23 protein-coding genes are annotated in these 22,955 nt (G+C 68.1%); 18 read left to right on the top strand and 5 right to left on the bottom strand.

The features are described from left to right. Positions 1-16 precede the first annotated feature (16 nt). Genes ACJ7Z0_RS04495 through fabG form a run of 8 tightly spaced genes read left to right on the top strand, consistent with a single transcriptional unit; the run spans position 17 to position 8,566 of the window. A complete protein-coding gene (locus ACJ7Z0_RS04495; RefSeq protein WP_434788879.1) occupies positions 17-1,726 on the top strand; it encodes an ApeI family dehydratase in 1,710 nt (569 codons plus the stop codon). Then, positions 1,726-2,724, top strand: a complete 999-nt coding sequence (locus tag ACJ7Z0_RS04490) for a lysophospholipid acyltransferase family protein (protein ID WP_434788878.1) — start codon at positions 1,726-1,728, stop codon at positions 2,722-2,724. The genes ACJ7Z0_RS04495 and ACJ7Z0_RS04490 overlap by 1 nt, the downstream gene beginning before the upstream one ends. Next, positions 2,696-3,310, top strand: a complete 615-nt coding sequence (locus ACJ7Z0_RS04485) for a LolA-related protein (protein ID WP_431131647.1) — start codon at positions 2,696-2,698, stop codon at positions 3,308-3,310. Before ACJ7Z0_RS04490 ends, ACJ7Z0_RS04485 begins: the two co-directional genes overlap by 29 nt. Continuing rightward, positions 3,307-5,706 carry an MMPL family transporter gene (locus ACJ7Z0_RS04480; protein WP_434788877.1) on the top strand — a complete coding sequence of 800 codons (2,400 nt, stop codon included), beginning with the start codon at positions 3,307-3,309 and terminating at the stop codon, positions 5,704-5,706. Before ACJ7Z0_RS04485 ends, ACJ7Z0_RS04480 begins: the two co-directional genes overlap by 4 nt. Continuing rightward, on the top strand, positions 5,706-6,548 hold the full coding sequence (locus tag ACJ7Z0_RS04475) for a polysaccharide deacetylase family protein (protein ID WP_434788876.1): 843 nt from the start codon (positions 5,706-5,708) through the stop codon (positions 6,546-6,548). Before ACJ7Z0_RS04480 ends, ACJ7Z0_RS04475 begins: the two co-directional genes overlap by 1 nt. Then, positions 6,545-7,309: a class I SAM-dependent methyltransferase gene (locus tag ACJ7Z0_RS04470; protein WP_434788875.1), complete on the top strand. Its 765-nt coding sequence runs from the start codon at positions 6,545-6,547 to the stop codon at positions 7,307-7,309. The genes ACJ7Z0_RS04475 and ACJ7Z0_RS04470 overlap by 4 nt, the downstream gene beginning before the upstream one ends. Positions 7,310-7,311: 2 nt before the next feature. Next, a complete protein-coding gene (locus ACJ7Z0_RS04465) occupies positions 7,312-7,776 on the top strand; it encodes a hotdog family protein (protein WP_434792605.1) in 465 nt (154 codons plus the stop codon). Between the two features lie 58 nt (positions 7,777-7,834). Then, positions 7,835-8,566, top strand: coding sequence for a 3-oxoacyl-ACP reductase FabG (fabG, locus tag ACJ7Z0_RS04460; RefSeq protein ID WP_434788874.1), 732 nt, complete (start codon positions 7,835-7,837; stop codon positions 8,564-8,566). Between the two features lie 14 nt (positions 8,567-8,580). Here fabG and ACJ7Z0_RS04455 read toward each other — a convergent pair whose 3' ends face one another. The 4 genes from ACJ7Z0_RS04455 to ACJ7Z0_RS04440 are packed head-to-tail and all read right to left on the bottom strand — an operon-like array spanning position 8,581 to position 11,986. Beyond that, positions 8,581-9,357, bottom strand: coding sequence for a glycosyltransferase family 2 protein (locus ACJ7Z0_RS04455; protein WP_434788873.1), 777 nt, complete (start codon positions 9,355-9,357; stop codon positions 8,581-8,583). Next, complete coding sequence (locus ACJ7Z0_RS04450) at positions 9,324-10,127, bottom strand: lysophospholipid acyltransferase family protein (RefSeq protein ID WP_434788872.1); 804 nt, start codon at positions 10,125-10,127, stop codon at positions 9,324-9,326. The genes ACJ7Z0_RS04455 and ACJ7Z0_RS04450 overlap by 34 nt, the downstream gene beginning before the upstream one ends. 30 nt (positions 10,128-10,157) lie before the next feature. Continuing rightward, entirely contained in the window at positions 10,158-11,195 is a 1,038-nt protein-coding gene (locus ACJ7Z0_RS04445) for a chorismate transformation FkbO/Hyg5 family protein (protein ID WP_434788871.1), read from the bottom strand. Positions 11,196-11,197: 2 nt separating this feature from the next. Continuing rightward, the gene (locus ACJ7Z0_RS04440) at positions 11,198-11,986 is read right to left on the bottom strand and encodes a class I SAM-dependent methyltransferase (protein WP_434788870.1); all 789 of its coding nucleotides are present in this window, start codon (positions 11,984-11,986) and stop codon (positions 11,198-11,200) included. Positions 11,987-12,103: 117 nt separating this feature from the next. Between ACJ7Z0_RS04440 and ACJ7Z0_RS04435 the strand changes: the two genes are divergently transcribed. The 9 genes from ACJ7Z0_RS04435 to rng are packed head-to-tail and all read left to right on the top strand — an operon-like array spanning position 12,104 to position 19,681. Next, a complete protein-coding gene (locus ACJ7Z0_RS04435) occupies positions 12,104-12,829 on the top strand; it encodes a YebC/PmpR family DNA-binding transcriptional regulator (RefSeq protein ID WP_431131629.1) in 726 nt (241 codons plus the stop codon). A gap of 38 nt (positions 12,830-12,867) precedes the next feature. Continuing rightward, positions 12,868-14,166 (top strand): phosphoribosylamine--glycine ligase, encoded by a 1,299-nt coding sequence (gene purD / locus ACJ7Z0_RS04430; RefSeq protein WP_434788869.1) that lies wholly within the window; start codon positions 12,868-12,870, stop codon positions 14,164-14,166. After that, positions 14,166-15,083 (top strand): oxygen-dependent coproporphyrinogen oxidase, encoded by a 918-nt coding sequence (gene hemF / locus ACJ7Z0_RS04425; RefSeq protein ID WP_434788868.1) that lies wholly within the window; start codon positions 14,166-14,168, stop codon positions 15,081-15,083. The genes purD and hemF overlap by 1 nt, the downstream gene beginning before the upstream one ends. Continuing rightward, a complete protein-coding gene (gene nadD / locus ACJ7Z0_RS04420; protein ID WP_434788867.1) occupies positions 15,080-15,715 on the top strand; it encodes a nicotinate (nicotinamide) nucleotide adenylyltransferase in 636 nt (211 codons plus the stop codon). Before hemF ends, nadD begins: the two co-directional genes overlap by 4 nt. After that, complete coding sequence (gene rsfS, locus ACJ7Z0_RS04415; protein ID WP_431131621.1) at positions 15,715-16,395, top strand: ribosome silencing factor; 681 nt, start codon at positions 15,715-15,717, stop codon at positions 16,393-16,395. The genes nadD and rsfS overlap by 1 nt, the downstream gene beginning before the upstream one ends. Then, complete coding sequence (rlmH, locus tag ACJ7Z0_RS04410) at positions 16,392-16,859, top strand: 23S rRNA (pseudouridine(1915)-N(3))-methyltransferase RlmH (RefSeq protein WP_093022805.1); 468 nt, start codon at positions 16,392-16,394, stop codon at positions 16,857-16,859. The genes rsfS and rlmH overlap by 4 nt, the downstream gene beginning before the upstream one ends. Further along, a complete protein-coding gene (locus tag ACJ7Z0_RS04405) occupies positions 16,856-17,536 on the top strand; it encodes a phytanoyl-CoA dioxygenase family protein (protein ID WP_434788866.1) in 681 nt (226 codons plus the stop codon). The genes rlmH and ACJ7Z0_RS04405 overlap by 4 nt, the downstream gene beginning before the upstream one ends. Before the next feature lie 2 nt (positions 17,537-17,538). Next, on the top strand, positions 17,539-18,141 hold the full coding sequence (locus ACJ7Z0_RS04400; RefSeq protein WP_434788865.1) for a Maf family protein: 603 nt from the start codon (positions 17,539-17,541) through the stop codon (positions 18,139-18,141). A gap of 13 nt (positions 18,142-18,154) precedes the next feature. Next, positions 18,155-19,681 (top strand): ribonuclease G, encoded by a 1,527-nt coding sequence (rng, locus tag ACJ7Z0_RS04395; RefSeq protein WP_434788864.1) that lies wholly within the window; start codon positions 18,155-18,157, stop codon positions 19,679-19,681. A gap of 4 nt (positions 19,682-19,685) precedes the next feature. Here the strand turns inward: rng and msbA are convergent, their stop codons facing one another. Beyond that, positions 19,686-21,470, bottom strand: a complete 1,785-nt coding sequence (gene msbA / locus ACJ7Z0_RS04390) for a lipid A export permease/ATP-binding protein MsbA (RefSeq protein WP_434788863.1) — start codon at positions 21,468-21,470, stop codon at positions 19,686-19,688. A 161-nt stretch (positions 21,471-21,631) separates the two neighbouring features. Here msbA and tolB point away from each other — a divergent pair, with 161 nt between their 5' ends. After that, positions 21,632-22,948: a Tol-Pal system beta propeller repeat protein TolB gene (tolB, locus tag ACJ7Z0_RS04385; protein ID WP_491851337.1), complete on the top strand. Its 1,317-nt coding sequence runs from the start codon at positions 21,632-21,634 to the stop codon at positions 22,946-22,948. Positions 22,949-22,955: the final 7 nt, after the last annotated feature.

Raw genomic sequence — 22,955 nt, 5'->3', positions numbered from 1 at the left:
AAGAGGGGCCACCCGCGTGACCGCCGACACCCGCCTGCTGCCGCTGATCGCCAACCGGGGCCTCGATGCGCCCCTGGCCTGGCGGGCCGGCGTGCCGATCAGCACGCGGCAGTTTCTGGCCGACGTGGCCCGCTTCGCGCCGGTGCTGCCGGCGGAGGGGAAAGCCGTCAACCTGTGCGTCGACCGCTACGCCTTTGCCGTCAGCCTGGCGGCTGCGCTGGTGCGCGGCCATGCGAGCCTTCTACCGCCCGACGCGCGGCCCGACACGCTCGCGCGCCTGCTCGAATCCGGCGGATCGAGCCTTTTTGCGCTGACCGACGATGCCGATCTCGCCACGCCCGGCATGCAGCGTGTGCTGATCGAAGACCGCTCCAGCCCCGAAGGCGGCGACGGCCTGGAGGTACCGCTCATCGACGGTGCCATGCACGCGGTGAGCCTGCTGACTTCCGGCTCCACCGGCGTGCCCCAGCCGCACGCCAAGCGGTGGGACACGCTGGTCGGCGACGTTGCGGTGGCGGTGGAGCGGCTCTCCAGCTTGCTCGGGCTGCCGACGCTCGCCGGCCTGACGCTGGTGGCAACCGTGCCGGTGCAGCACAGCTATGGGCTGGAATCGTCGGCACTGCTGGCCATGCTCGGCGGCGCCGCGTTCGAAAGCGGGCGGCCGTTCTTTCCGGCCGATGTCGCAAAAACCCTGGAATCGGTGCCGCGTCCGCGCGCGCTGGTCACCACGCCCTTCCATCTGAAGACGCTGCTGCTGTCGGGCATCGAACTGCCGGCGGTCGACCTGATTCTTTCCGCCACCGCGCCGCTGTCGCCGCAACTCGCCGCCCAGGCCGAGCAGGCGCTCGGCGGCGTGCTGATCGAAATCTACGGCAGCACCGAATCGGGACAGGTCGCCACCCGCCGCACCACCCAGAGCGAAATCTGGGAGAACTTCGGCAGCATCCGCGTGCATGCCGAGCCGGGCGAGGGCGACGGTCCCGAGCGCTTTATCTTCAGCGGTGACTTCCTGCCCGAACCCACGCCCATGGCCGACGTGCTCGAACTGCTCGACGCGCGCCGCTTCCGGCTGTTCGGCCGCGCCAACGACCTGATCCACGTGGCGGGCCGGCGCAGTTCGCTCGCACACCTGAACTATCACCTCAACAGCATTCCTGGCGTGGAGGACGGCGCGTTCTGGCTGCCCGACGAAGTGGCCGACGGCGTGGTGCGCCCCGTGGCCTTCGTGGTGGCGCCCACGCTCTCGGCCGGCGAAATCATTGCCGCCCTGCGACAGCGGCTGGAGCCGGTGTTCGTGCCGCGCCGCGTGGTGCAGGTGAAGGCTTTTCCGCGCGAAGGCACCGGCAAGCTCACGGTGCGGGCACTGCGCGAATTCGCGCTCGCACAACTCGCGGACGACAACACGCCGGTGCAACTGGCCCATGCGGTGCCCGCCGACCATCCGGCGTTCGCCGGGCACTTTCCGGGCCAGCCGCTGCTTCCGGGCGCGCTGATATTGGCCGAGGTCATGGAAGCCGTGCAGCGCGTGCCCGCGCTGGTCGCGCGGCTCGGCAGCCATCCCACCCTTGCGTCCGCCAAGTTCCTCGCGCCCGTGCGGCCGGGGAGCATGCTCTCCATCGATCTGCAACCCGAGCCCGGCGCGGCGCGCGGCGTGCGCTTCGACGTGCGCTGCGACGGCGTGGTGGCTGTCACCGGCCGCTGGGCCGCCGTGCAAGAGTCTGCGTGATGAAGCACACCGATGCCGAGACGCGCGCCGTGAGCGATGCGGCGCAGGCGGACCACCGCGGCGACTGGGCGCACACGCCCGAGCGCAGCAACATGCTGGCGCTGCGGTTCATCTGCCTGATGGCGCTGGTCTGCGGGCGCCATGTCACGCGCCTGCTGCTGCCGCCGATCAGCCTGTACTTTCTCTTGTTCGCGCCCGCGCCGCGCCGCCACATCAAGCGCTACCTGTTCAGGGCCATCGGTCCGCACGCCGGCTGGATCGACGGCTACCGCCTGCTGCACGCCTTTGCCTCGACGGTACTCGACCGGGTGTACTTCCTGCGCGGGCGCATGGACCTGTTCGACGTGCAGGTCAAAGGCAACCCCGCGCTCGAAACCGAGGCGCTGGACGGGCGCGGCGCCTTTTTGCTGGGTGCGCACGTCGGCAGCTTCGAGGCGATGGGCGCCTGCAAGCAAAAAAGCGAGCACAAGCAAGAGCTTCGGCTCGCGATGCTGATGTATCCCGACAATGCGCAGCGCATCACGGCCATCCTCAACGCCATCAGCCTGCCCGAACTGCGGCCCCACGTGATCGCGCTGGGCCGCCCGCATTCGATGCTCGCGCTGCGCGACTGGCTCGATGGCGGCGGCCTCGGCGGCATGCTGGCCGACCGCACCCTGCCGGGCAGCGAAGACCAGCCGGCGCAACAGCGCGGCAACACCATCGTGCTGCCGTTCCTCGGCCACCCGGCAAGCTTCAACGACGGCCCGTTCCGCCTGGCGGCGCTGCTGCGGCGCAAGGTGTTCTTCATGGCCGGCCTCTATGGCGGCGGCGCGCGCTACGATGTTCAATTCGACCTCCTGGCCGACTTCAGCGAGCGGCCAATCGATCCCGCCGAGCGGGAACGCCGCATCCGCGCGGCGGTCGAAGCCTACGTGACGCGCCTGGAAGCGCTGTGCCGCGCCTATCCGTACAACTGGTTCAATTTTCATGATTTCTGGCTCGAAGATTCGGTTTGACTGGCTGTGCAGGAGCCTGCTGCTGGCGCTGGCCTGCTGCGCCGCGCCGGCCTGGGCTTTCGACCTGCCCGAGCTGATGGGGCTGCTTTCCAAGCAGAAGAGCGGCGAAGCCCGCTTCACCGAACAGCGCTTCGTACACGGCCTCGAAGGCCCGCTCGATTCGCGCGGCACGCTGAGCTTCAGCGCCCCCGACAAGCTGGTGCGGCGCACCCTGTCGCCGCGTGACGAGACGATGGCGGTCGAAGGCAACACACTCACGCTGTCGCGCGGCGGCCGCAACCGCACCCTGACGCTCGACAGCATGCCCGAGCTGCTCGGACTGGTCGAAGCCATGCGCGGCACCCTGAGCGGCGACGGCACGACCTTGCAGCGGTACTTCCGGAGCACGGTGAGCGGCTCGGCCGCGAACTGGACGCTCGACCTGCTGCCGGCCGACAGCCGGCTTGCCGCCCAGGTGCGAAGCATCCGCATCAGCGGGCGCGCCAGCGAGGTGATTGGCCTAGAAATGGAATTCGTCGGCGGGGACCGCTCGGTGATGAGCATCACGCCCGAACGCCCGGGCGCTGCCGGACGCACCACGCCGTGAAGGCACGCGAGGCCGGGGAAGGCCCGCCGAGCTGGCGGCGCCGGGCGGTGGTGCTGCTGGTATGGGCCTTGGTCCTGCTCGGCGGCGCACTGCAGATTGCGCGCACGCACTTCAGCGCCGATCTCTCGGCCTTTCTGCCCAAGAGCCCCGACGTGCGGCAACAGGTGCTCATCGAGCAGCTGCAAAGCGGCGTGGCGTCGCGCACGCTGATGCTCGGCATCGAGGGCGGTGCCAACGCGCCGCAGCGTGCCGCGGTGTCTCGCGCTGTCGCCAAGGCCATGCGCGAAAGCCAGCTGTTCGACCTGATCCAGAACGGCGATACCGGCGATTGGAGCGAAGCCGGCACCTGGGTCTTCGAGCACCGCTACCAGCTCTCGCCCGGCGTGCGGCCCGAGCAGTTCACGGTCGCCGGCCTGCGCGACGCGATCTACGAAACGCTGTCGATGCTGGGCACGCCGGCCGGCAATGCCATCAAGCCATTGCTCGACCGCGATCCGACCGGCGAAACGCAGCGCATCGCGGTGGAGCTGACGCCGGCCAGCGCGCCGCGCAGCGAAAACGGCGTGTGGATGTCGCGCACCGCGCCGCGCGCGCTCATGATCGCCACCACGCGCGCGGCGGGCAGCGATCTCGATGCGCAGGCCGTGGCCATTGCGCGGGTGCAGGCGGCCTTCGACGCCGCAACGCAGGGCATGGCCGAGGCCGGCAGGCCGAAGCTGCTGCTGAGCGGCCCGCCCGTTTTCTCCGTGCTGAGCCGCGACAAGATCAAGACCGAGGCCATTCACCTGGCCATCGTCGGCGGCATCGTGATGGGCGGCCTGCTGCTGCTGGCGTTCGCCTCGCCGCGCGCGCTGGTCATCGCGTTCCTGCCGGTGGCCACCGGCGTGGTGGTGGGGACCGCCGCGGTGAGCGTGGTGTTCGGCTCGGTGCACGGCATGACGCTGGGCTTCGGCAGCACGCTGATCGGGGAGACGGTCGACTACGCCATCTATTACCTGATCCAGGCCCGCGGCGCCGCCGTGGCCGGCACCGGCTGGGCCCGCTGGCGCGAGGTGCATTGGCCCACCGTGCGGCTCGGGCTGCTGACCTCGGTGTGCGGTTTCGCGGCGCTGGTGTTCTCGGGATTTCCGGGCCTGGCGCAGCTGGGTGTGTTTTCCATCGCGGGGCTCGTGGCTGCCGCGCTGGCCACGCGCTACGCGCTGCCCGTGCTCGCGCCCGATGGCGCCACCGGCATGGGCATGCGCAGGTACATGGCGCAGGCTGCCGGCATGCTCGTGCGCGGCCTCCCGCGCCTGCGCTGGGTGTTGGCCGGGCTTGGCGCCGCCGCGCTGGTGGTGGTGGTCTGGCAGGGCGGCCATCTCTGGCGCGCCGACCTCGGTGCGATGAGCCCGGTGCCCAAGTCGGCACAGCAACTCGACGAAATGCTGCGTGCCGACATCGGCACTGGCGACGGCGGCACGCTGGTGGTGGTCTACGGCGCCGATGAAGAAACGGCGCTGCGCAACACCGAAGCCGCCACGGCACGGCTCGAGACACTGGTCGACAAGGGCGAGCTCGGCGGTTTCGAGGCCGTCACCCGCGTGCTGCCGAGCGTGGCGACGCAAGCGGCGCGTCTGGCCAGCCTGCCCGAGAGCGAAGCGCTGCGCACCCGGCTGGCCGAGGCCACGCAAGGCTCGCCGCTTCCGGCCACGCGGCTCGGGCCTTTCTTGGCCGACGTCGAAGCAGCGCGCAAGCTGGCACCGGTGCGGCGCACCGACCTGACCGGCGGGCCGCTCGGGTCGGTGGTCAATACGCTCATGTACCAGCGCCCGGGCGGCGGCTGGTCGACGCTGGTGGTTCTGCATCCCGGCCCGAACTTCCGTGCGGAGGGGCTCGAAAAGGCGCTCGCGGGCGTGCCCGAAGTGCAGGTGGTCGACGTCGGCCGCGAGCTCGCGGGGCTCTACCAGCGCTATCTGCACGAGGCCTTCGTGCAGGTGCTGCTCGGTGCGCTGGCAGTGGTGGTGCTGCTCGGCATCTACCTGCGTTCGGGCCGGCGCCTGCTGGCGGTGTGCCAGCCGTTGGTGGTCGCGGTCGTGCTCACGCTCGGCGGCATGGCCGTGCTTCAGGTCCCGCTGGGCATCCTGCACCTGGTGGGGCTGTTGCTGATCGTGGCGGTGGGCTCCAACTACGCGCTGTTCTTCGACCAACTGCGCGTGGCCGGGCGGGCCGACGAGGACACGCTGGCCTCGCTGATGCTGGCCAACCTGACCACGGTGGTGTCTTTCGGGTTGATTGCGATCTCGGACATTCCGGCGCTGTCATCGATCGGCCGCGTGGTTGCGCCGGGTGCACTGCTGGCGCTTTTGCTGTCGGCCGCATTCGCGCGGCGATTGGCGCCGCCTGCCGCGCACGGCTGATGGGACAATCCCGCGCCATGTCTTCCGCATCTGCTGCACCGTCCGAATCCTGGCCTTGGCCGACAGCCATCCGCGCCAGCGCGGCCTGGCACGTGGCCGCCATCGGCGCGGGCGCCCTGGTGCCGGGCGCCATGCCCTGGGCCATCGGTGCCATCGTGCTGAACCATGCGCTGATCACCGGCGCGGGGCTCACGCCGCGCAGCAGCCTGCTGGGCCCCAACGTCACGCGGCTGCCTGAAGCGGCCGGCGCCCGGGGCCAGGTGGCGATCACCATCGACGATGGCCCGGACCCCGAGGTCACGCCCCGGGTGCTCGACCTGCTGGACGCACACGGCCAGCGCGCCACCTTCTTCTGCATTGCCGAGCGCGTGCTTGCCCACCCGGCATTGGCGCGCGAGATCGTGGCGCGGGGCCACAGCATCCAGAACCACACCGCGCGGCATCGGCACAATTTTTCTTTTCTCGGCCCCCGCGGCTTTGCCAGCGAGATTGCGCGGGCGCAAGACATCCTGGCCGAAACCACCGGCCAAAGGCCTACCTGTTTCCGCGCGCCGGCCGGGTTGCGCAATCCGTTCCTGGAGCCGGTGCTGCACCGGCTCGGCCTGTCGCTGGTGAGCTGGACGCGCCGCGGCTTCGACACGCGGGAAGGCGACCCCGCCAAGGTCATGGCGCGCCTCGGCCGCAATCTGCAGGCGCGCGACATCCTGCTTCTGCACGACGGCAATGCCGCGCGCACTCCTGAGGGAACCCCCGTGTTGCTGGAGGTGTTGCCCTTGCTTCTCGAACGTTTGCGCGCCGGCGGACTGCGCGCCGTCACCTTGCCGGAAGGCCTTGAACCATGAGCGCTGTGCCGCCTTTTTCCACCGACACCGCCTGGCGCGAGCTTCACGAAGCCGCCACCGTTCCCTACAAGAAGGGCGGCAGCTTCGCCTGGCATTTCGCGCGCGGCAAGCTGGGCCGCGACCCGGTGTTTCGCGGGCTGCTCGAACGCGGGCTGATCGACTCGGCGCATCGCCGCGTGGTCGATATCGGCTGCGGGCAGGGGCTTTTTGCGAGCTTGCTGGCGTCGATGAGCCGCATGCAGGCGCACGGCCGCTGGCCCTCGTCCTGGAAGCCCACGCCGACGGCGGCCGACTACACCGGCATCGAACTGATGCCCAAGGACGTGGCGCGCGCTGCGGCGTCCATCGGGCATCTGCAGCCGGCGCCACGGCTGCTTTGCGCCGACATGTGCACGGCACCGCTGCCCGAGTGCGACCTGGTCGTGATTCTCGACGTGCTGCACTATGTCGACATCGAGGCGCAAGACGGCGTGCTGCAGCGCGTGCGCGACGCATTGCGGCGCGGCAGCAATGCGAATGCCCGGCTGCTGCTGCGCATCGGCGACGCGTCGAGCAAGCGCGGCTTCGCCATCAGCCAATGGGTCGATCGCACCGTGACGCGCATCCGCGGCCACAAGGTGTCGCCCACCTGGGGCCGCCCGCTGGCCGATTGGGTGGCGGTGCTGCAGCGGCTGGAGTTTCGCGTGCAGAGCATTCCAATGAGCGAAGGCACGCCCTTTGCCAACGTGCTGCTGGTGGCCGACCTGGAGCCCACCGCGTGACCATGGCCCCGGAGACGCTCGACCGTGCCGGCATTGCCGAGCGCATTCCGCACAGCGGCAGCATGTGCCTGCTCGAGCGGCTCGAACGCTGGGACGCCGAGTCCATCCACTGCAGCACCCGCACGCACCTGCAGCCCGACAATCCGCTGCGGACGGCGGGCGGCCTGCTCGCGCCCACCGCCATCGAGTACGCAGCCCAGGCCATGGCGCTGCACGGCGGCCTGCTGGCTGCCGAGGGAAGCACGCCGTCGGCCGGGTTCCTTGCGAGTGCGCGCAATGTGCGCCTGTCGGTCGCGCGGCTCGACGACGTTGCCGGTGCGCTGCAGGTGCAGGCGAAGCGCCTCTCGGGCGATACGAACCAGATCCTCTATGAATTTGCGGTGAACGACAGCGCCGGGCGTGTGCTGGCCGAAGGCCGCGCCGTGGTGGTGCTGAACACGCCGCTCGCAACCGGAGCCACGCCATGAGTCCCGCCCGGCCGCCCGAAGGGACTCGCACCACAGCCCGCAGGGGGGAGGTTTACCCATGACTCTGGAAGGAAAACGCGCACTCATCACCGGCGCCAGCGGCGCCTTGGGCGCAGCGATGGCCGAGCGCCTAGCGCGCGACGGCGCCACGGTGCTGCTGCATGCCAACTCGCGCCCCGAAGCGGTGGAGCAACTGGCGGCTGCCATCGCGGCCGCGGGCGGCAAGGCCGAGCGCCACGTGTTCGACCTGCGCAGCGACGACGCCTGCCGGGTGGCGTGCGAACGCATGCTCGAAAGCGGGCCGGTGCAGATCGTCGTCAACAACGCGGGCGTGCACGACGACGCCGTGCTGCCCGGCATGCGCGCCGAGCAGTGGCACAAGGTCATCGACATTTCGCTCAACGGATTCTTCCGCGTGACGCAGCCGTTGCTGCTGCCGATGATGCGCACGCGCTGGGGGCGCGTCGTCAACATTTCTTCGGTGTCGGCGCTGACCGGCAACCGCGGGCAGGTCAACTATGCCGCGGCCAAGGGCGCGCTCAACAGCGCGACCAAGGCGCTCTCGCTCGAAGTGGCGTCGCGCGGCGTGACCGTCAACGCCATTGCGCCGGGCATCATCGCCTCGCCCATGGCCGATGCGGCGTTCGACCCCGCCATGGTCAACCAGATGGTGCCGATGAAGCGTGCCGGAACGCCGCAGGAAGTGGCGGCGCTGGCTTCTTTTCTGGTGAGTGACGAGGCGGCCTACATCACGGGGCAGGTGATCTCGATCAACGGCGGAATGATCTAGCCGCCGAGTTCAGATCAAGCCTGAAAGGGCGGCATGCGCCGCGCCTTGCGCCACAGCAGGCCCGGCAGGCGCAAGACGAACTCGATCATCAGCCGCGTGTGCATCCACGTCAGCAGCACGTTGTCGCGCCCATAGCGAAAGTGCGACACCCCGCCTTCCTCGGCCGTCAGGTACTTCACCGGTGCATCGATGTTCACTGGCTTGACGCCGCGCCAGGCGAGCCGCACGACGGCTTCGGTGTCGAAGTCGAATCGGCGCATCCATGGCTGCCGCGCCATCACGCCGATGAGGTCGGCCACCGGGTACACGCGAAATCCGTAGAGCGAATCGCCCACGCCGGCAAACAGGGTCTCGAGCTGGGTCCAGCCGTTGGACACGCGCCTACCGCGCACGCGCAGCAGCGGGGCGGAGGCATCGAACACCGGGCGGCCCAGCACCATGGTTTCCGGCCGGGCCTGCGATGCGCGCATGAAGGCGGGAATCAGATCGGCTGGATGCTGGCCGTCGGAATCCATGGTCAATGCATGCGTGAAACCGGCCTTGAGCGCTTCGCCAAGGCCGTGCAGCACGGCCGCGCCCTTGCCCTGGTTCTGCGGCAGCAGCCACACCCGCAGACCCGGGTCGCTGGCGGCCATTTGCTGCAGGCGCTCGCCCGTGCCGTCGGTGCTGCCGTCCACCACCACCCAGACCGGATTCCACTGCGCGCGCGCCGCTTCGACCGTCGAGAACAGGCGTTCGCCCGTGTTGTAGCTGGGGATCAGGACAAGGTGTGTGCGCGAGGCGTCTGGCATGCGGGGGACGCGTCGGTGGCGCGCTGTTCCATGTTTTGGCGAAAGTATTGTTCCAGCTCCGCTTGCAGCACGTGGCTGTCCGGAAGCGGTGCGAACCGCTCGCCCAGCCGCAGCTTGAAGACGATGGGCAGCGGCGGCACGCGCCACAGCGGCCAGCCCTTGCTGAGATAGGGCGAGTCGGTCTCGATGAAAACTGTCTGGATCGGCGCGTGCGCGAGCTTGGCGATCAGCGTCACGCCGTGGCCGAAGGGGTTGACCGGCGGTGTGACCGTGCGCGTGCCTTCGGGAAAGATCACCAGCTGGCCGCCGTTGCGCAGGTCGGCCACGGCCAGCCGCACCATGGTGCGCGCGGATTCGTTGCTGATGTAGCGCGCGAGCCGCGCACCCGCGCCAAGGAAGATGTTGTGCAGCAGGTCGGCCTTCATGATGCAGGCGCTGCGCGGCAGCCGCGCCACCAGCAGCAGGGCGTCGAGCATCGTGGGATGGTTGGCGACGAAGATCACGCCGGGCTCGTTGCGCATCGGGTCCAGGCAGCTGGCGTCGATGCGCATCATCCCGGTCACGGAGGCCAGGCCCCAGAACATGCGGTACGCAAAGGCGATGGTCAGCCGCCCCAGCGTGCGGGCCGGCGCCTCCGGCATCACCGGATAAAGCAGCATGGCGACGAAATTCCAGGCCAGCGAAATGAGTCCGAGGAAAAGCAGCAGCGCGTAGAGCATCAACGCGAGGGGAATGGCCGTGAGAATGCGCAGCACGCGAGTCATCGACATGGGGTCGTCGGTCCGATCGATCGCAGCGGGTCAGGCCCGCAGGCGACCCGGAGCGACCGCATGGGCTTCGATCTCGACCAGCAGGTCGCTGCGGCAGATGTCCGCTTCCAGGTAGACGGCATGGCGGATCATCGGCGCGCCGGCGCCGAGCGCGCTCTCGATCACGCCGCGCACCTTGTCGGTGTCCGCCGGATGCCGCACGTAGACCACGCAGTCGAGCGTGGCGAGCGAAAACGCTCCCGAGACGTGGGTCACCTGCCCGTTGGCGGCCGTGATCACGGCTTCGAGATTGCGCAGCGTTTCGCGGGTTTGCTCCAGCACGTCGCCGTGATGAACGGTTTCGTGGCCCACGATGCTCGCGGTGCCCGAGATGAACAGCGCCACCTCGCCATTGCCGATGTCGGCCAGCGCGGCGCGCGAGAAGGTGGGCGAGCGAGGCCCGTAGGTTTCCGGGTAGCGGTAGGCCGAGACCTGGCGCGGGTTTTCGACCGGCAATGGCGCGGTCCGGCCGGCCAGGAAGCGGATCGACAACGCACCCTGGTGGATGCCCAGCGCGCAAGCCGCCGGGGCGCCCTCGAAGGCGGCGCGGCCGGCCTCGAAAAAGGCTTCCTGGCGCCCGAGGTTGAACTGGCGGTAGCGCTCCAGCCCGCCGCCGTCGGCATTGATCTGCGGCAGGTAGTTCCAGATGCGAAGCAGGTGCGGTGTGGCGGCCTGGTCCAGCGTCTTGAACAGGTCGCGATAGGCGCGGTGGGCGATTTCGGCGAGGTTCTGTTCTTCCGTGGATTCGTCGATATCGATGGCGCCGAGCAGCCAATGGCCATCGGTGCGCCAGCGGGCGATGCCGGTGGTGCCCGACTCGACGTGCGCGCCGGTCACGTGCCATACGTCGGCCATGGCACCCTGCGCCGAAAGAACGCGCGCGTTGACTGTCGGCATCCACGCCAGCTCGTGCGGCGTGCCGTAGCCGAGCGCCGCAAAAGGCGCGGCGCCGTTCGCGGCCAGCGCGAGGCAGGCGGGCAGTGAAAGGCGCTCGACGCGCAGATGTGAGGTTTCGCCCTGGACTTGCACGGTCAGCCGGCCTCGACAGCGGTTTCCGGTTTGCGGGCCATGTACTCGGAGAAGACACCCAGGCTGGCGTGCCGGCGCACGTCGGTGAAACCGGCGGCGCGCAGCGCCTCCAGCACGCGTTCGGGCGGGATGCAGGCCTCGATGGTGTCCCAGTAATAGCGCCACAGCTCCGAGGTATTGGAACGGCGCCCGACCACGCGGGCGATGAGCGGCACCACCGCGCGCATGTAGCCCTTGAGCAGCGCGGTGGCGATGCGGCCGTTCGGCTTGGTGATCTCGAGCACCACCAGGCGTCCGCCGGGGCGCAGCACGCGGTGGAACTCGCCGAAGGCGGCCGCTACGTCGCTGATGTGGCGCATGGCATAGCCCATGCTCACGAAGTCGCAGCTGGCGTCGGGCCGGGGCAGCGCCTCGGCCACGCCGGGAACCAGCTCCACGCCCGGCAGGTCGATCTGTTCCATCATGCCCACGCTGGGATCGACACCTGTCAATTTGCCGGTCGGGCCGATGATCTTGAGCGCCTCGCGGGCGACCAGCCCGGTGCCGATGCCGACGTCGAGCACCTGCGCGCCCTGGGCAAGCCCGGCCTGCGACAGCGCGGCCCGCCGGTAGGACGGACCGGTGCCGAAGGCGAGCACGCTCTCGATGCGGTCGTAGTCGGCGGCGGTGCTGTCGAAGATGCGACGCAGGAACGCCTGGTGCTCTGCCTCGTTCTTGTAGTACAGCGGCAAGGGGGTGTGCGGCGGCAGGGTGGTCGGATTCCCGGGCCCGACGGAAGGCGATGGCGTCATCGGGGGATTATCACCAAAAGGGAGCGCCGCCTCGGCGCCGACTCGCGAGCCGTTGTGTGCGCCGGACAGTAAACTCGGAGCCTGCTTTGAAAACACAAGACTGCGAGATAGAAAGCCATGGCCGGACATAGCAAATGGGCAAACATTCAGCACCGGAAGGGCCGCCAGGACGAGAAGCGCGGCAAGCTCTGGACGCGCGCCATTCGCGAAATCACGGTGGCCGCGCGCGCCGGCGGGGGTGACCTGAGCGCCAATCCCCGGCTGCGGCTGGCGGTCGAAAAAGCCAAGGCGGTCAACCTGCCGATCGACACCGTCAAGCGCAACATCGACAAGGCCACGGGCAACCTCGAAGGCGTCAATTACGAAGAAATTCGTTACGAAGGGTACGGAATCGGCGGCGCGGCGATCATCGTCGACACCATGACCGACAACCGCGTGCGCACCGTGGCCGAAGTACGCCACGCCTTCTCCAAGCACGGCGGCAACATGGGAACGGAAAACTCGGTGGCCTTCCAGTTCAAGCACTGCGGCCAAATCATCTTCGCGCCCGGCACCGATGAAGACAAGGTCATGGAAGCCGCGCTCGAAGCCGGCGCCGAGGACGTCGTCACCGATGACGACGGCGCCATCGAGGTGATCACGGCCGTCGCCGATTTCGAAACCGTCAAGAACGCACTCGAGGCCGCCGGCCTCAAGCCCGAGGTGGCCGAAGTCACCATGCGGGCCGAAAACACGATCGAACTGACCGGCGAAGACGCCGCCAGGATGCAGAAGCTGCTCGATGTGCTCGAAGACCTGGACGATGTCCAAGAGGTCTATCACAACGCCGCGCTTTCCGAATGAATGACTATTGATCCACAGCGAATGAAGAAGGCCCACGAATGAAGGTACTGGTAATTGGGGGAGGGGGCCGGGAACACGCATTGGCGTGGCGGCTGGCGCAGGCCGGCCGGGTCAGCCGCGTGTACGTGGCGCCGGGCAACGGCGGCACCGTGAGCGACGAGCGCTACGACTGCATCGACATCAGCGAGCCCGCCGCGCTGCGCGAATGGGCCGCCAAGGAAAAGATCTCGCTCACCGTCGTCGGGCCCGAGGCGCCCCTGGCGGCCGGCGTGGTGGATGAATTCCGCGCCCACGGCTTGCGCATCTTCGGCCCCACGCGGGCGGCCGCGCAGCTCGAGAGCTCCAAGGCGTTCTCCAAGGCGTTCATGAAGCGCCACAAGATTCCGACGGCCGAGTACGAGGCCTTCACCGATGCGGCCGCGGCCCATGCCTACATCGACGCCAAGGGCGCTCCCATCGTCGTCAAGGCCGACGGCCTGGCCGCCGGCAAGGGCGTGGTGGTGGCCATGACCGCGCAAGAGGCGCACGAGGCGGTCGATTTCATGCTGGTCGACAACAAGTTCGGCGTGTCGCACAACGATGGCGGCGCGCGCGTCGTGATCGAGGAATTCCTGCAGGGCGAGGAAGCCAGCTTCATCGTGCTGTGCGATGGCAGGAACGTGACCGCGCTGGCCACCAGCCAGGACCACAAGCGCCTGCTCGACAACGACGAAGGGCCGAACACGGGCGGCATGGGCGCGTATTCGCCCGCACCGGTCGTCACGGCCGAAGTGCATGCGCGCGCCATGCGCGAAATCATCCTGCCGACCATCCGCGGCATGGAAAAAGACGGCATCCCGTACACGGGCTTCCTGTACGCCGGTCTCATGATCGACGCGGCCGGGCACCCGAAGACGCTCGAATTCAACTGCCGCATGGGCGATCCCGAAACGCAGCCGATCATGATGCGGCTCAAGTCCGACCTGTTCGAAGTGTTCTGGCACGCTACCGACGGCACGCTCGACCAGGTCGAGCTGCAGTGGGACCGGCGCGTGGCGCTTGGCGTGGTCATGGCGGCGCACGGCTATCCGCTTTCGCCGCGCAAGGGTGACCGCATCACCGGCATTCCGCCAGAAGCGCCCGATGCCGTGGTGTTCCACGCCGGTACCACGCAGCAGGACGGCGAGCTCAAGACCAGCGGCGGCCGCGTGCTGTGCGTGACTGCGCTGGCCGACAGCGTGAAGCAGGCGCAGCAGCGGGCCTACGAAGTCGCCGCGCGCATCAATTTCGACGGCGTGCAATACCGCAAGGACATCGGGCACCGCGCGGTCCACGCGCGCGGCACCCCGCACGCCTGATGCAACAGACCCATCCGGCGGCGGTCGGCGACTACCTGCGCAAGTTGCAGCAGGAGATCGTCGCGGCGGTTGAAGCGGCAGATGGTGGCGCCTGCACGCGAGACGCCTGGCAGAAGGAACCCGGCGAGGCGCTGCAGGGCAGCGGCCTCACCTGCATCCTCGAGGGCGGAGAACTGTTCGAGCGCGCGGGCTGTGGCTTCTCGCAGGTACGCGGTGCGAAGCTGCCGCCCTCGGCCACGCAGAACCGGCCCGAACTCGCGGGCGCGCCGTTCGAGGCCATGGGTGTTTCGCTGGTGTTCCATCCGCGCAACCCCTATGTGCCCATCGTTCACATGAACGTGCGCATGCTGGCTGCGCTGCCTGAAGGCAAAGACCCCGTGTGCTGGTTCGGCGGCGGCATGGACCTGACGCCCTGCTACGGTTTTGAAGAAGACGCGGTGCACTTTCACACCACGTGCCGCGATGCGCTCGCCGCCTTCGGCGACGACAAATACCCGCGTTTCAAGACCTGGTGCGACGAGTATTTCTTTCTCAAGCACCGCAATGAGCAGCGCGGCATCGGCGGCATCTTCTTCGACGACTTCGCCGAGGGCGGATTCGAGAATGCCTTTGCAATGCTGCGCTCCGTGGGCAATGCCTTCCTGCCGGCCTACCTGCCCATCATCGAGCGCCGCCGCGCCATGCCCTGGGGCGAGCGCGAGCGGGCGTTCCAGCTCTACCGGCGCGGACGCTACGTGGAGTTCAACCTCGTGTGGGACCGCGGCACGCACTTCGGGCTGCAATCGGGCGGGCGCACCGAATCGATTCTGCTGTCGATGCCGCCGCTCGCAAGCTGGGCCTACCGCCAGCAGCCGGAACCGGGCAGCCCCGAAGCCGCGCTCTACAGCGATTTCATCGTGCGGCGCGACTGGTTGTGAACCCTCCCGCCAGCAAGTCGCCCCCGCGCATCGGCATTTTCGGCGGCGCCTTCGATCCGCCGCACAACGCCCACGTGGCATTGGCCGAGGCGGCGCTTTCGCAGCTTGGCCTGGCCGAGCTGCACGTCATACCCACGGGGCAGGCCTGGCACAAGAGCCGGGCGCTGACGCCGGCGCAAGACCGTCTCGCAATGACGCGGCTGGCTTTCTCGGGGCTGAAGGGAACGGTGGTGGTCGACAGCCGCGAAGTGCTGCGCGACGGTCCCACCTACACGCTCGACACCCTGCATGAATTGCAGCGGGAGCAGCCCGGCGCCCAGCTGGTCCTGATCATGGGGGCCGACCAAGCCAGCGCCTTGCCGAAGTGGCATGGCTGGCAGGCTATACTCGGCATTGCTATTGTTTCTGTAGCGTATCGCGCATTATCGACGGGCGGCACTGCTCGTTTTGATCCGAAGATGCTGCCCGGCCTTCCGGCTGGCGCGCGTTTCGAAGCGCTCGAACTGCCGGCCATGGACACCAGCGCCACCGATATACGGCGGCGCGCGGCGCTTGGCGAGAACATTTCCTCGCTGGTTCCGCCAGCCGTTGCACGCTATATTGACCGACACCACCTTTACCGCTCTGCCTGATGACCACTGAAGCCGCCGCCAAGAAAGACACCCAAAAACTCCAGCGAGCCATCATCGATGGACTCGAAGACGTCAAGGCGCAGGACATCCAGGTTTTCGATACCGAGCATCTTTCACCGCTGTTCGAACGCGTGATCGTTGCCTCGGGCACCTCCAACCGGCAGACCAAGGCGCTGGCCGCCAGCGTTCGCGATGCGGTGCGCGAGGCCGGCTTCGGCAAGCCGCGCATCGAGGGCGAGGACAACGGCGAGTGGATCATCGTGGACTGCGGCGCGGCTGTTGCGCACATCATGCAGCCGGCCATCCGCCAGTACTACCACCTCGAAGAGATCTGGGGCGACAAGCCCGTGCGCGCCAAGCTCGGCGGCACCAAACCGGCCCTTGCAACCGCCGCCAAGGTGATCGACGAGAAGAAGCCGGTTGCGGCCAAGATGCCCAACCTGCGCCGTACCAGCGCGGCCAAGACCGCCATCCGCGCGGCCGAGCAGGAAGCCAAGGCCGAGAAAGCCAGCCGCAGCCCGGCAAAGAAAACCGCCGCCAGGAAGGCGCCGGCAAAGAAGACCACGACCGCGCGCGTGCCGGTCAAGGTGGTCGGCAAGCCGGCCGCGAAGAAACCCGCGGCAAAGAAGCCCGCGGCAAAGAAGGCGCCTGCCAAGAAGGCGCCAGCCCGCCGCGCATGAAGCTCCTGGTGGTCGCCGTCGGGCAGCGCATGCCCGACTGGGCTCAGACTGCCTGGGACGACTACGCCAAGCGCTTCCCGCCCGAGCTCAAGCTCGAGCTGCGGGCCGTGAAGACCGAACCCCGCGGTTCCAAGTCGCTCGAAACCATCTACGCTGCCGAACGCGAGCGCATCGAAGGCGCCATTGCCAGGGGCATGCGCATCGTGGCGCTGGATGAGCGCGGCACCTCGCTCACCACCAAGGCGCTGGCCTCGCGCCTGCAGGCCTGGCAGGGCGAGGGCGACGACGTCGCCCTCGTCATCGGCGGCCCCGACGGGCTCGATCCCGCCTTCAAGGCCGCAGCCCACGAACGCATCCGCCTCTCCGACCTGACCCTGCCGCATGCGATGGCGCGGGTGCTGCTCGTGGAGCAGTTGTACCGGGCCTGGTCGGTCAACGCGGGCCATCCGTACCACCGGGAATGATCGGGCCGGTCGCCTTGCTCGATGAGGCGGGCTACGCGCTTTTGCCTGCGCTGCTGCCGGCCGGGCACATGAACGAAATCGCGGAGTCGCTGGAGCCGTGGCTGCAAAGCGCGGTTGGCAGCCGCAATCTGCTGACGCAACCGGGGTGCCGCGACATGGCGGTACAACTCCAGACGCAGTTGGCTGCAATCGGCCTGCTCGGCGACAACGCCACAGCCGTGCAGTGCACCCTGTTCGACAAGACGGCCGACAGGAACTGGCCGGTCGCGCTGCACCAGGACACATCGATTCCGGCATCGGTGAACCCGCCCGATGCGGCAATGCCCATCGCCATCAAGGAAGGTGCGCACTATGTCCAGCCGCCCGTGGGCGTGCTGGAGTCGCTGCTCGCCGTGCGTGTGCACCTGGACGATTGCGGCGTCGACGCAGGCCCGCTGCGGGTGGTGACGGGTAGCCATCGCGCGGGCCGACTGGACGAGCCGGCGGCGCGGGCGATGCGCGATGCGCACGGCGAGGTGACCTGTCCCGCCGCGCGGGGCGATGCCCTCGCCATGCGGCCGTTGCTGCTGCACGCTTCTTCGCGCGCCCGGGTTCCTGCCCGCCGGCGCGTCCTTCATTTCCTGTTCGGACCCGAGCGCTTGCCGCATGGATTGGTCTGGAACCTCACGGAGCCTTGAACTTGGCCGACTTCATCTACCTTGCGTCGCAAAGCCCGCGCCGCGCCCAGTTGCTCGGCCAATTCGGCATTCGCCACGAGCTTCTCCTTGCCGGCCCTGAAGAAGATGCCGAATCGCTCGAGGCGGTGCTGGCCAACGAATCGCCCACCGCCTACGTACAGCGCGTCACCGCGCTCAAGCTCGATGCCGCAGTTGCGCGGCGCAAGCGCCTCGGACTCGCCGATGCGCCGGTGCTCTGCGCCGACACCACGGTGGCCCTCGGCCGCACCATCCTCGGCAAGCCCGAAGACGCGCGCGATGCCGAACGCATGCTGGCGCTGCTGTCCGGCGCCACGCATCGCGTGCTGACCGCCGTGGCGCTGCAGCATGGCCGCCGCCGCCATGCGGCACTCAGTGTTTCGCGCGTGCGCTTCGCCACCATGACCAGGAAGCAGGTCGCGCGCTACGCGGAAAGCGGCGAGCCGATCGGCAAGGCTGGCGCCTATGCGATTCAGGGCGCGGCGGCCGCGTTCATCGAGCACATCAGCGGGTCCTATTCGGGCATCATGGGACTCCCGATGTTCGAGACCGCGCAGCTTCTTCGCAGCGCCGGTTTCAATACCTGAGAATTCCAATCCCATGCAAGACATCCTGATCAACTGGTCCCCCCAGGAGACCCGTGTGGCGCTGGTCGAGCACGGCGCCGTGCAAGAGCTGCACGTCGAACGCACGTTGGAGCGCGGGCTGGTCGGCAACATCTACCTTGGCAAGGTGTCGCGCGTGCTGCCGGGCATGCAGTCGGCCTTCATCGACGTCGGCCTGGAACGCACGGCCTTTTTGCACGTGGCAGACATCGTGGCGCCGTTCACGCCGGGCTCGCGCCCCAGCGCACCGGCGCCCGAGCGCGACCACCGCAACGGCGGGCCGATCGTGCCCATCGAGAAGCAGGTGTTCGAAGGCCAGTCGCTGCTGGTGCAGGTGATCAAGGACCCCATCGGCACCAAGGGGGCGCGGCTGTCGACGCAGATCAGCATTGCCGGCCGGCTGCTGGTGTTTCTGCCGCAGGACAACCACATCGGCGTTTCGCAGAAGATTCCTTCGGACCAGCGTGAATCGTTGCGCACGCGCATGCTCGCGCTGATCGAGGCGGCCGCGGCGGCCGACAGCGGTGGCGTGGTGCCTGCCAACACGGGCGGCTTCATCCTGCGTACCAATGGCGAAGACTCGTCCGATGCCGAGCTGGCCGAAGACATTGCGTATCTGCGCAAGACCTGGTCGCGCATCCGAGAAGCATCGAGCAAGATGCCGCCGATGTCGTTGCTGCACCAGGACCTGAGCCTGCTGCAGCGCGTGCTGCGCGACATGACCAGTGAAGACACGCAGACCATCCGCATCGATTCGCGCGAACAGTTCGAGGTGCTGCTCAAGTTCGGGCTCGAATACATGCCGCAGGCGGCCGGCAAGCTGCAGCATTACAAGGGCGAGCGGCCGATCTTCGACCTGTATTCGGTCGATGAGGAAATCGCCAAGGCGCTGGGCCGCCGGGTCGAACTCAAGTCGGGCGGCTACCTCGTGGTGGACCAGACCGAGGCCCTCACCACGGTGGACGTGAACACCGGCGGCTTCGTCGGTGCGCGCAATTTCGACGACACCATCTTCAAGACCAACCTGGAAGCGGCGCAAGCCATTGCGCGGCAATTGCGCTTGCGCAACCTGGGCGGCATCATCATCGTCGACTTCATCGACATGGGGCGCGACGACCACCGCGAACAGGTGCTGGCCGAGTTTCGCAAGCAGCTTGCGCGCGACCGCGTCAAGACCACCGCCGGCGGCTTCTCACAGCTCGGGCTGGTCGAGATGACACGAAAGCGCACGCGCGAATCGCTGGCCCACATGCTGTGCGAGCCCTGCGTCGCGTGCGGCGGGCAGGGCATCGTGAAGACCGCGCGCAGCGTGGCCTACGACGCCATGCGCGAGATATTGCGCGAGGCGCGGCAATTCACGCCGCGCGAATTCCGCATCGTGTCGTCGCCGCAGGTGATCGAGCTGTTTCTCGACGAGGAAAGCCAGCACCTGGCGGGGCTGAGCGATTTCATCGGCAAGCCCATCTCCTTGCAGTCCGAGCCGGCCATCGGGCAAGGCCAGTACGACATCGTGCTGCTCTGAGCCCTCAGAGCGTCGGGTCCTGGCCCGGGGTCGCGCTGCGCACGGCCAGCGTCTGCAGGCGGGCATAGAGTCCGTCAAGCGCCATCAATTGCGCGTGGCTGCCTTGCTCGGCGACGCGGCCTTGTTCCATCACGATGATGCGGTCGGCATGCTGGATGGTCGAGAGCCGGTGCGCGACGATCAGCGTGGTGCGGTTCTGCATCAGGCGCTGCAGGGCATCCTGCACCAGCCGTTCCGATTCCGTGTCGAGGGCCGAGGTTGCTTCGTCGAGCAGCAGGATGGGCGCGTTCTTGTAGAGAGCGCGCGCGATGGCCAGGCGCTGGCGCTGGCCGCCCGAAAGCTGCGTGGCATTGTGGCCGAGCACCGTGTCGACGCCCTCCGGCAGGCTCTCGACGTGGCTCGCGAGGTTCGCGGCCTCTATGCATTGCTGCACCCGCGCGCGATCGATTTCGGAGCCCAGCGCCACGTTGGCGGCCAGCGTGTCGTTGAGCATCACCACGTCCTGGCTCACCATGGCGAACTGCGCGCGCAGGCTCTTGAGCTCCCATTCGCTGGTGTCGTGGCCGTCGAGCAGCACCTGCCCGCCGCTGGGCAGCACGAAGCGCGGCAGCAGATTGACCAGCGTGGTCTTGCCCGAACCCGAGGGGCCGACGAAGGCCACCACCTGGCCCGGCTCGATGGCCAGGTTCACGCCGTCGAGCGCTCGGGCTTCGTCCTCGCCGCGGTAGCTGACCTTCACCTCGCGAAGCTCGATGCGACCCTGCGCATGCTCGATGCGGAAACTGCCCTGCGGCTCGGGGGCCACGTCGTCGATGAGCACCAGGCCGCGTTCGAGCGCCGCAAGGCCGCGGGTGATCGGCGCTGCCATGTCCGCCAGGCGGCGGATCGGTGCGATCAGCATCAGCATGGCCGTGATGTAGGCGACGAATCCGCCCACCGTCAGTCCCTGTTCGCCGCTCTGCCACAGCGCGATCATCACCACGATCGACAGCGCGAGCGATGCCATCATCTGCGTGAGCGGCGTGGTGGCCGCCTGCGCGATGGTCGATTTCACGGCCAGCCGGTTCAGGCGCTGGCTCAACTGCTCGAAGCGCTCGCCTTGCGCCGCCTCGGCCCCGTGCAGCCGCACCATGCGGTGCGCGAGCACGTTTTCTTCCACCACGTAGGCCAGCTCGTCGGTGGCCTGCTGGCCCTGCTGCGTCAGGCGATAAAGGCGCTTGGAGAACACCTTCATGATCCACGAGATGCTCGGCACCAGGAAGGCGACGATGAGCGTGAGCTTCCAGTTCAGGTAGACGAGGTAGGCAAGCAGCGCAATCAGCGTGAAGCCGTCGCGCGAGAGCCCGAGCAGGGCCTGCACCAGCAGCATGGAGCCGGTTTGCACCTCGTACACCACCGTGTTGGAGAGTGCGCTGGCCGATTGCCGCGAGAACAGGGCCAGCTCCGCGCCCAGCAAGCGCTCGAACAGCACGCGGCGCAGACGCTGCATGCCTTCGTTGGCAATGCGCGAGAGTGCATATTGCGAAATGAACTGGGCAATGCCGCGCACCGCGAACAGCAGCAGCACGGCGGCCGGCACCATCCACAGCGCCAGCTGCCCGCGGTTGAAGCCGCGGTCCAGCAGCGGCTTCAGCAGGGCGGCCATCAGCGGCTCGGTGATGGCCGCCATCAAGGCGCCGATGAGCGCGACCGCCCACCAGTGGCGCGAGCCGCCGAACCAGGTCATGAGTCGCGCCAGTCGGCGCAACAGGGGAGGGCGCGCGGTCTCGCTGCCGGGGGATGCTTGCATGGCGGCGGATTCTACGGGGGCCCCGGCAGGCGCCTTGAAGGCCGCGCTGTAGGACGGCACCGACCGATACACCTTTTGTGATTGCGCGGCCAAACCAGTGTGTAACATGTGGCCCGTCGCACTTGGGGAGAACTTTTTACCCCGAAACATCTCCGAACCGCATGATCAAGCCGTTGCCCGTTTCCATTCCAACTCCTTCTTCATCGCTTTTTGCACGCCGCGCACTGATTGCGGCTCTTGCTGCAACTCCCATGCTGCCCGCGCTCGCCCAGTTCCGGGTCGAGGTGTCGGGCGTCGGACTGACGCAACGGCCCATCGCGCTGGTTCCGTTCAAGGGGCAAGACGCATCGCCGCAGAAGATCTCCGAGATCGTGCAGGCCGACCTCGAACGCAGCGGCCAGTTCCGCGGCGTCGATGCCTCTGGCCAGGCGCTCGACGAAGCCTCGCGCCCTGATCTTTCGCTCTGGCGCCAGCGCACGGCGGATTCGCTCGTGGTCGGCAGCGTCACGCGCTTGGCCGACGGCCGCTTCGACGTGCGCTTTCGCCTCTGGGACGTGGTGCGCGGACAAGACCTCGGCGGCCAGAGCTACACCGTTCCGCAAGGCGACCTGCGCCTCGCATCGCACCGCATTGCCGACTACGTCTACGAGAAGCTGACCGGCGACAAGGGCATCTTCTCGACGCGCATCGCCTACGTCACCAAGGGCGGCAGCCGGTATTCGCTGTGGGTGGCGGACGCCGACGGCGAGAACTCGCAGGCCGCGCTCGCGAGCCCGGAACCCATCATCTCGCCGGTCTGGTCTTCCAACGGCCAGCAGCTGGCTTACGTGTCCTTCGAATCGCGCAAGCCCGTGGTGTACGTGCACAACGTGGCCAGCGGACAGCGCCGGTTGCTCGCGAACTTCCGCGGCTCCAACAGCGCCCCGGCGTGGGCGCCCGATGGCGGCTCGCTGGCCGTCACGCTGAGCCGCGACGGCGGTTCGCAGCTGTACACCATTCCGGCAGGCGGCGGCGAGCCACGCCGCCTGACCCAGAGCGCCAGCATCGACACCGAACCCGTGTACTCGGCCGACGGCGGCACGATCTACTTCGTGAGCGACCGCGGCGGGGCTCCGCAGATCTACAAGATGGGCGCCAGCGGCGGCGCGCCGACCCGTGTTACCTTCAGTGGCACCTACAACATTTCTCCATCTGTCAGCGGCGATGGCCGGTGGTTGGCCTACATCTCTCGCGTGGGCGGTGCGTTCAAACTCCATGTGATGGAGTTGGCCACCGGCAACGTCTCGGCCATCACCGACACCTCGGCAGACGAGAGTCCCAGTTTCGCCCCCAACAGCAAGCTGATCGTCTACGCAACGCAGCTGCAAGGCCGCGAAGCGCTCATGACGACCACGCTGGACGGAAAAATAAAAGCGCGGCTCGCCGGGCAGGCGGGAGACATAAGAGAACCGGACTGGGGTCCGTTTCAAAAGCAATGATCAAGGT

The sequence above is a fragment of the Variovorax palleresanus genome (assembly GCF_051144945.1).
Lineage (GTDB): Bacteria > Pseudomonadota > Gammaproteobacteria > Burkholderiales > Burkholderiaceae_C > Variovorax > Variovorax paradoxus_S.
This window is presented reverse-complemented; position numbering and strand designations above follow the sequence as displayed.

Excerpts from the sequence above, each read along its gene's own strand:
- purD (WP_434788869.1), top strand. The coding sequence starts at position 12,868 with ATGAAGGTACTGGTAATTGGGGGAGGGGGCCGGGAACACGCATTGGCG.
- ACJ7Z0_RS04440 (WP_434788870.1), bottom strand. The coding sequence starts at position 11,986 with ATGACGCCATCGCCTTCCGTCGGGCCCGGGAATCCGACCACCCTGCCG.
- ACJ7Z0_RS04435 (WP_431131629.1), top strand. The coding sequence starts at position 12,104 with ATGGCCGGACATAGCAAATGGGCAAACATTCAGCACCGGAAGGGCCGC.
- fabG (WP_434788874.1), top strand. The coding sequence starts at position 7,835 with ATGACTCTGGAAGGAAAACGCGCACTCATCACCGGCGCCAGCGGCGCC.
- ACJ7Z0_RS04470 (WP_434788875.1), top strand. The coding sequence starts at position 6,545 with ATGAGCGCTGTGCCGCCTTTTTCCACCGACACCGCCTGGCGCGAGCTT.
- rlmH (WP_093022805.1), top strand. The coding sequence starts at position 16,392 with ATGAAGCTCCTGGTGGTCGCCGTCGGGCAGCGCATGCCCGACTGGGCT.
- ACJ7Z0_RS04490 (WP_434788878.1), top strand. The coding sequence starts at position 1,726 with ATGAAGCACACCGATGCCGAGACGCGCGCCGTGAGCGATGCGGCGCAG.
- msbA (WP_434788863.1), bottom strand. The coding sequence starts at position 21,470 with ATGCAAGCATCCCCCGGCAGCGAGACCGCGCGCCCTCCCCTGTTGCGC.
- rsfS (WP_431131621.1), top strand. The coding sequence starts at position 15,715 with ATGACCACTGAAGCCGCCGCCAAGAAAGACACCCAAAAACTCCAGCGA.
- hemF (WP_434788868.1), top strand. The coding sequence starts at position 14,166 with ATGCAACAGACCCATCCGGCGGCGGTCGGCGACTACCTGCGCAAGTTG.
- tolB (WP_491851337.1), top strand. The coding sequence starts at position 21,632 with ATGATCAAGCCGTTGCCCGTTTCCATTCCAACTCCTTCTTCATCGCTT.
- rng (WP_434788864.1), top strand. The coding sequence starts at position 18,155 with ATGCAAGACATCCTGATCAACTGGTCCCCCCAGGAGACCCGTGTGGCG.
- ACJ7Z0_RS04475 (WP_434788876.1), top strand. The coding sequence starts at position 5,706 with ATGGGACAATCCCGCGCCATGTCTTCCGCATCTGCTGCACCGTCCGAA.
- ACJ7Z0_RS04455 (WP_434788873.1), bottom strand. The coding sequence starts at position 9,357 with ATGCCAGACGCCTCGCGCACACACCTTGTCCTGATCCCCAGCTACAAC.
- ACJ7Z0_RS04485 (WP_431131647.1), top strand. The coding sequence starts at position 2,696 with ATGATTTCTGGCTCGAAGATTCGGTTTGACTGGCTGTGCAGGAGCCTG.
- ACJ7Z0_RS04465 (WP_434792605.1), top strand. The coding sequence starts at position 7,312 with ATGGCCCCGGAGACGCTCGACCGTGCCGGCATTGCCGAGCGCATTCCG.
- ACJ7Z0_RS04405 (WP_434788866.1), top strand. The coding sequence starts at position 16,856 with ATGATCGGGCCGGTCGCCTTGCTCGATGAGGCGGGCTACGCGCTTTTG.
- ACJ7Z0_RS04450 (WP_434788872.1), bottom strand. The coding sequence starts at position 10,127 with ATGTCGATGACTCGCGTGCTGCGCATTCTCACGGCCATTCCCCTCGCG.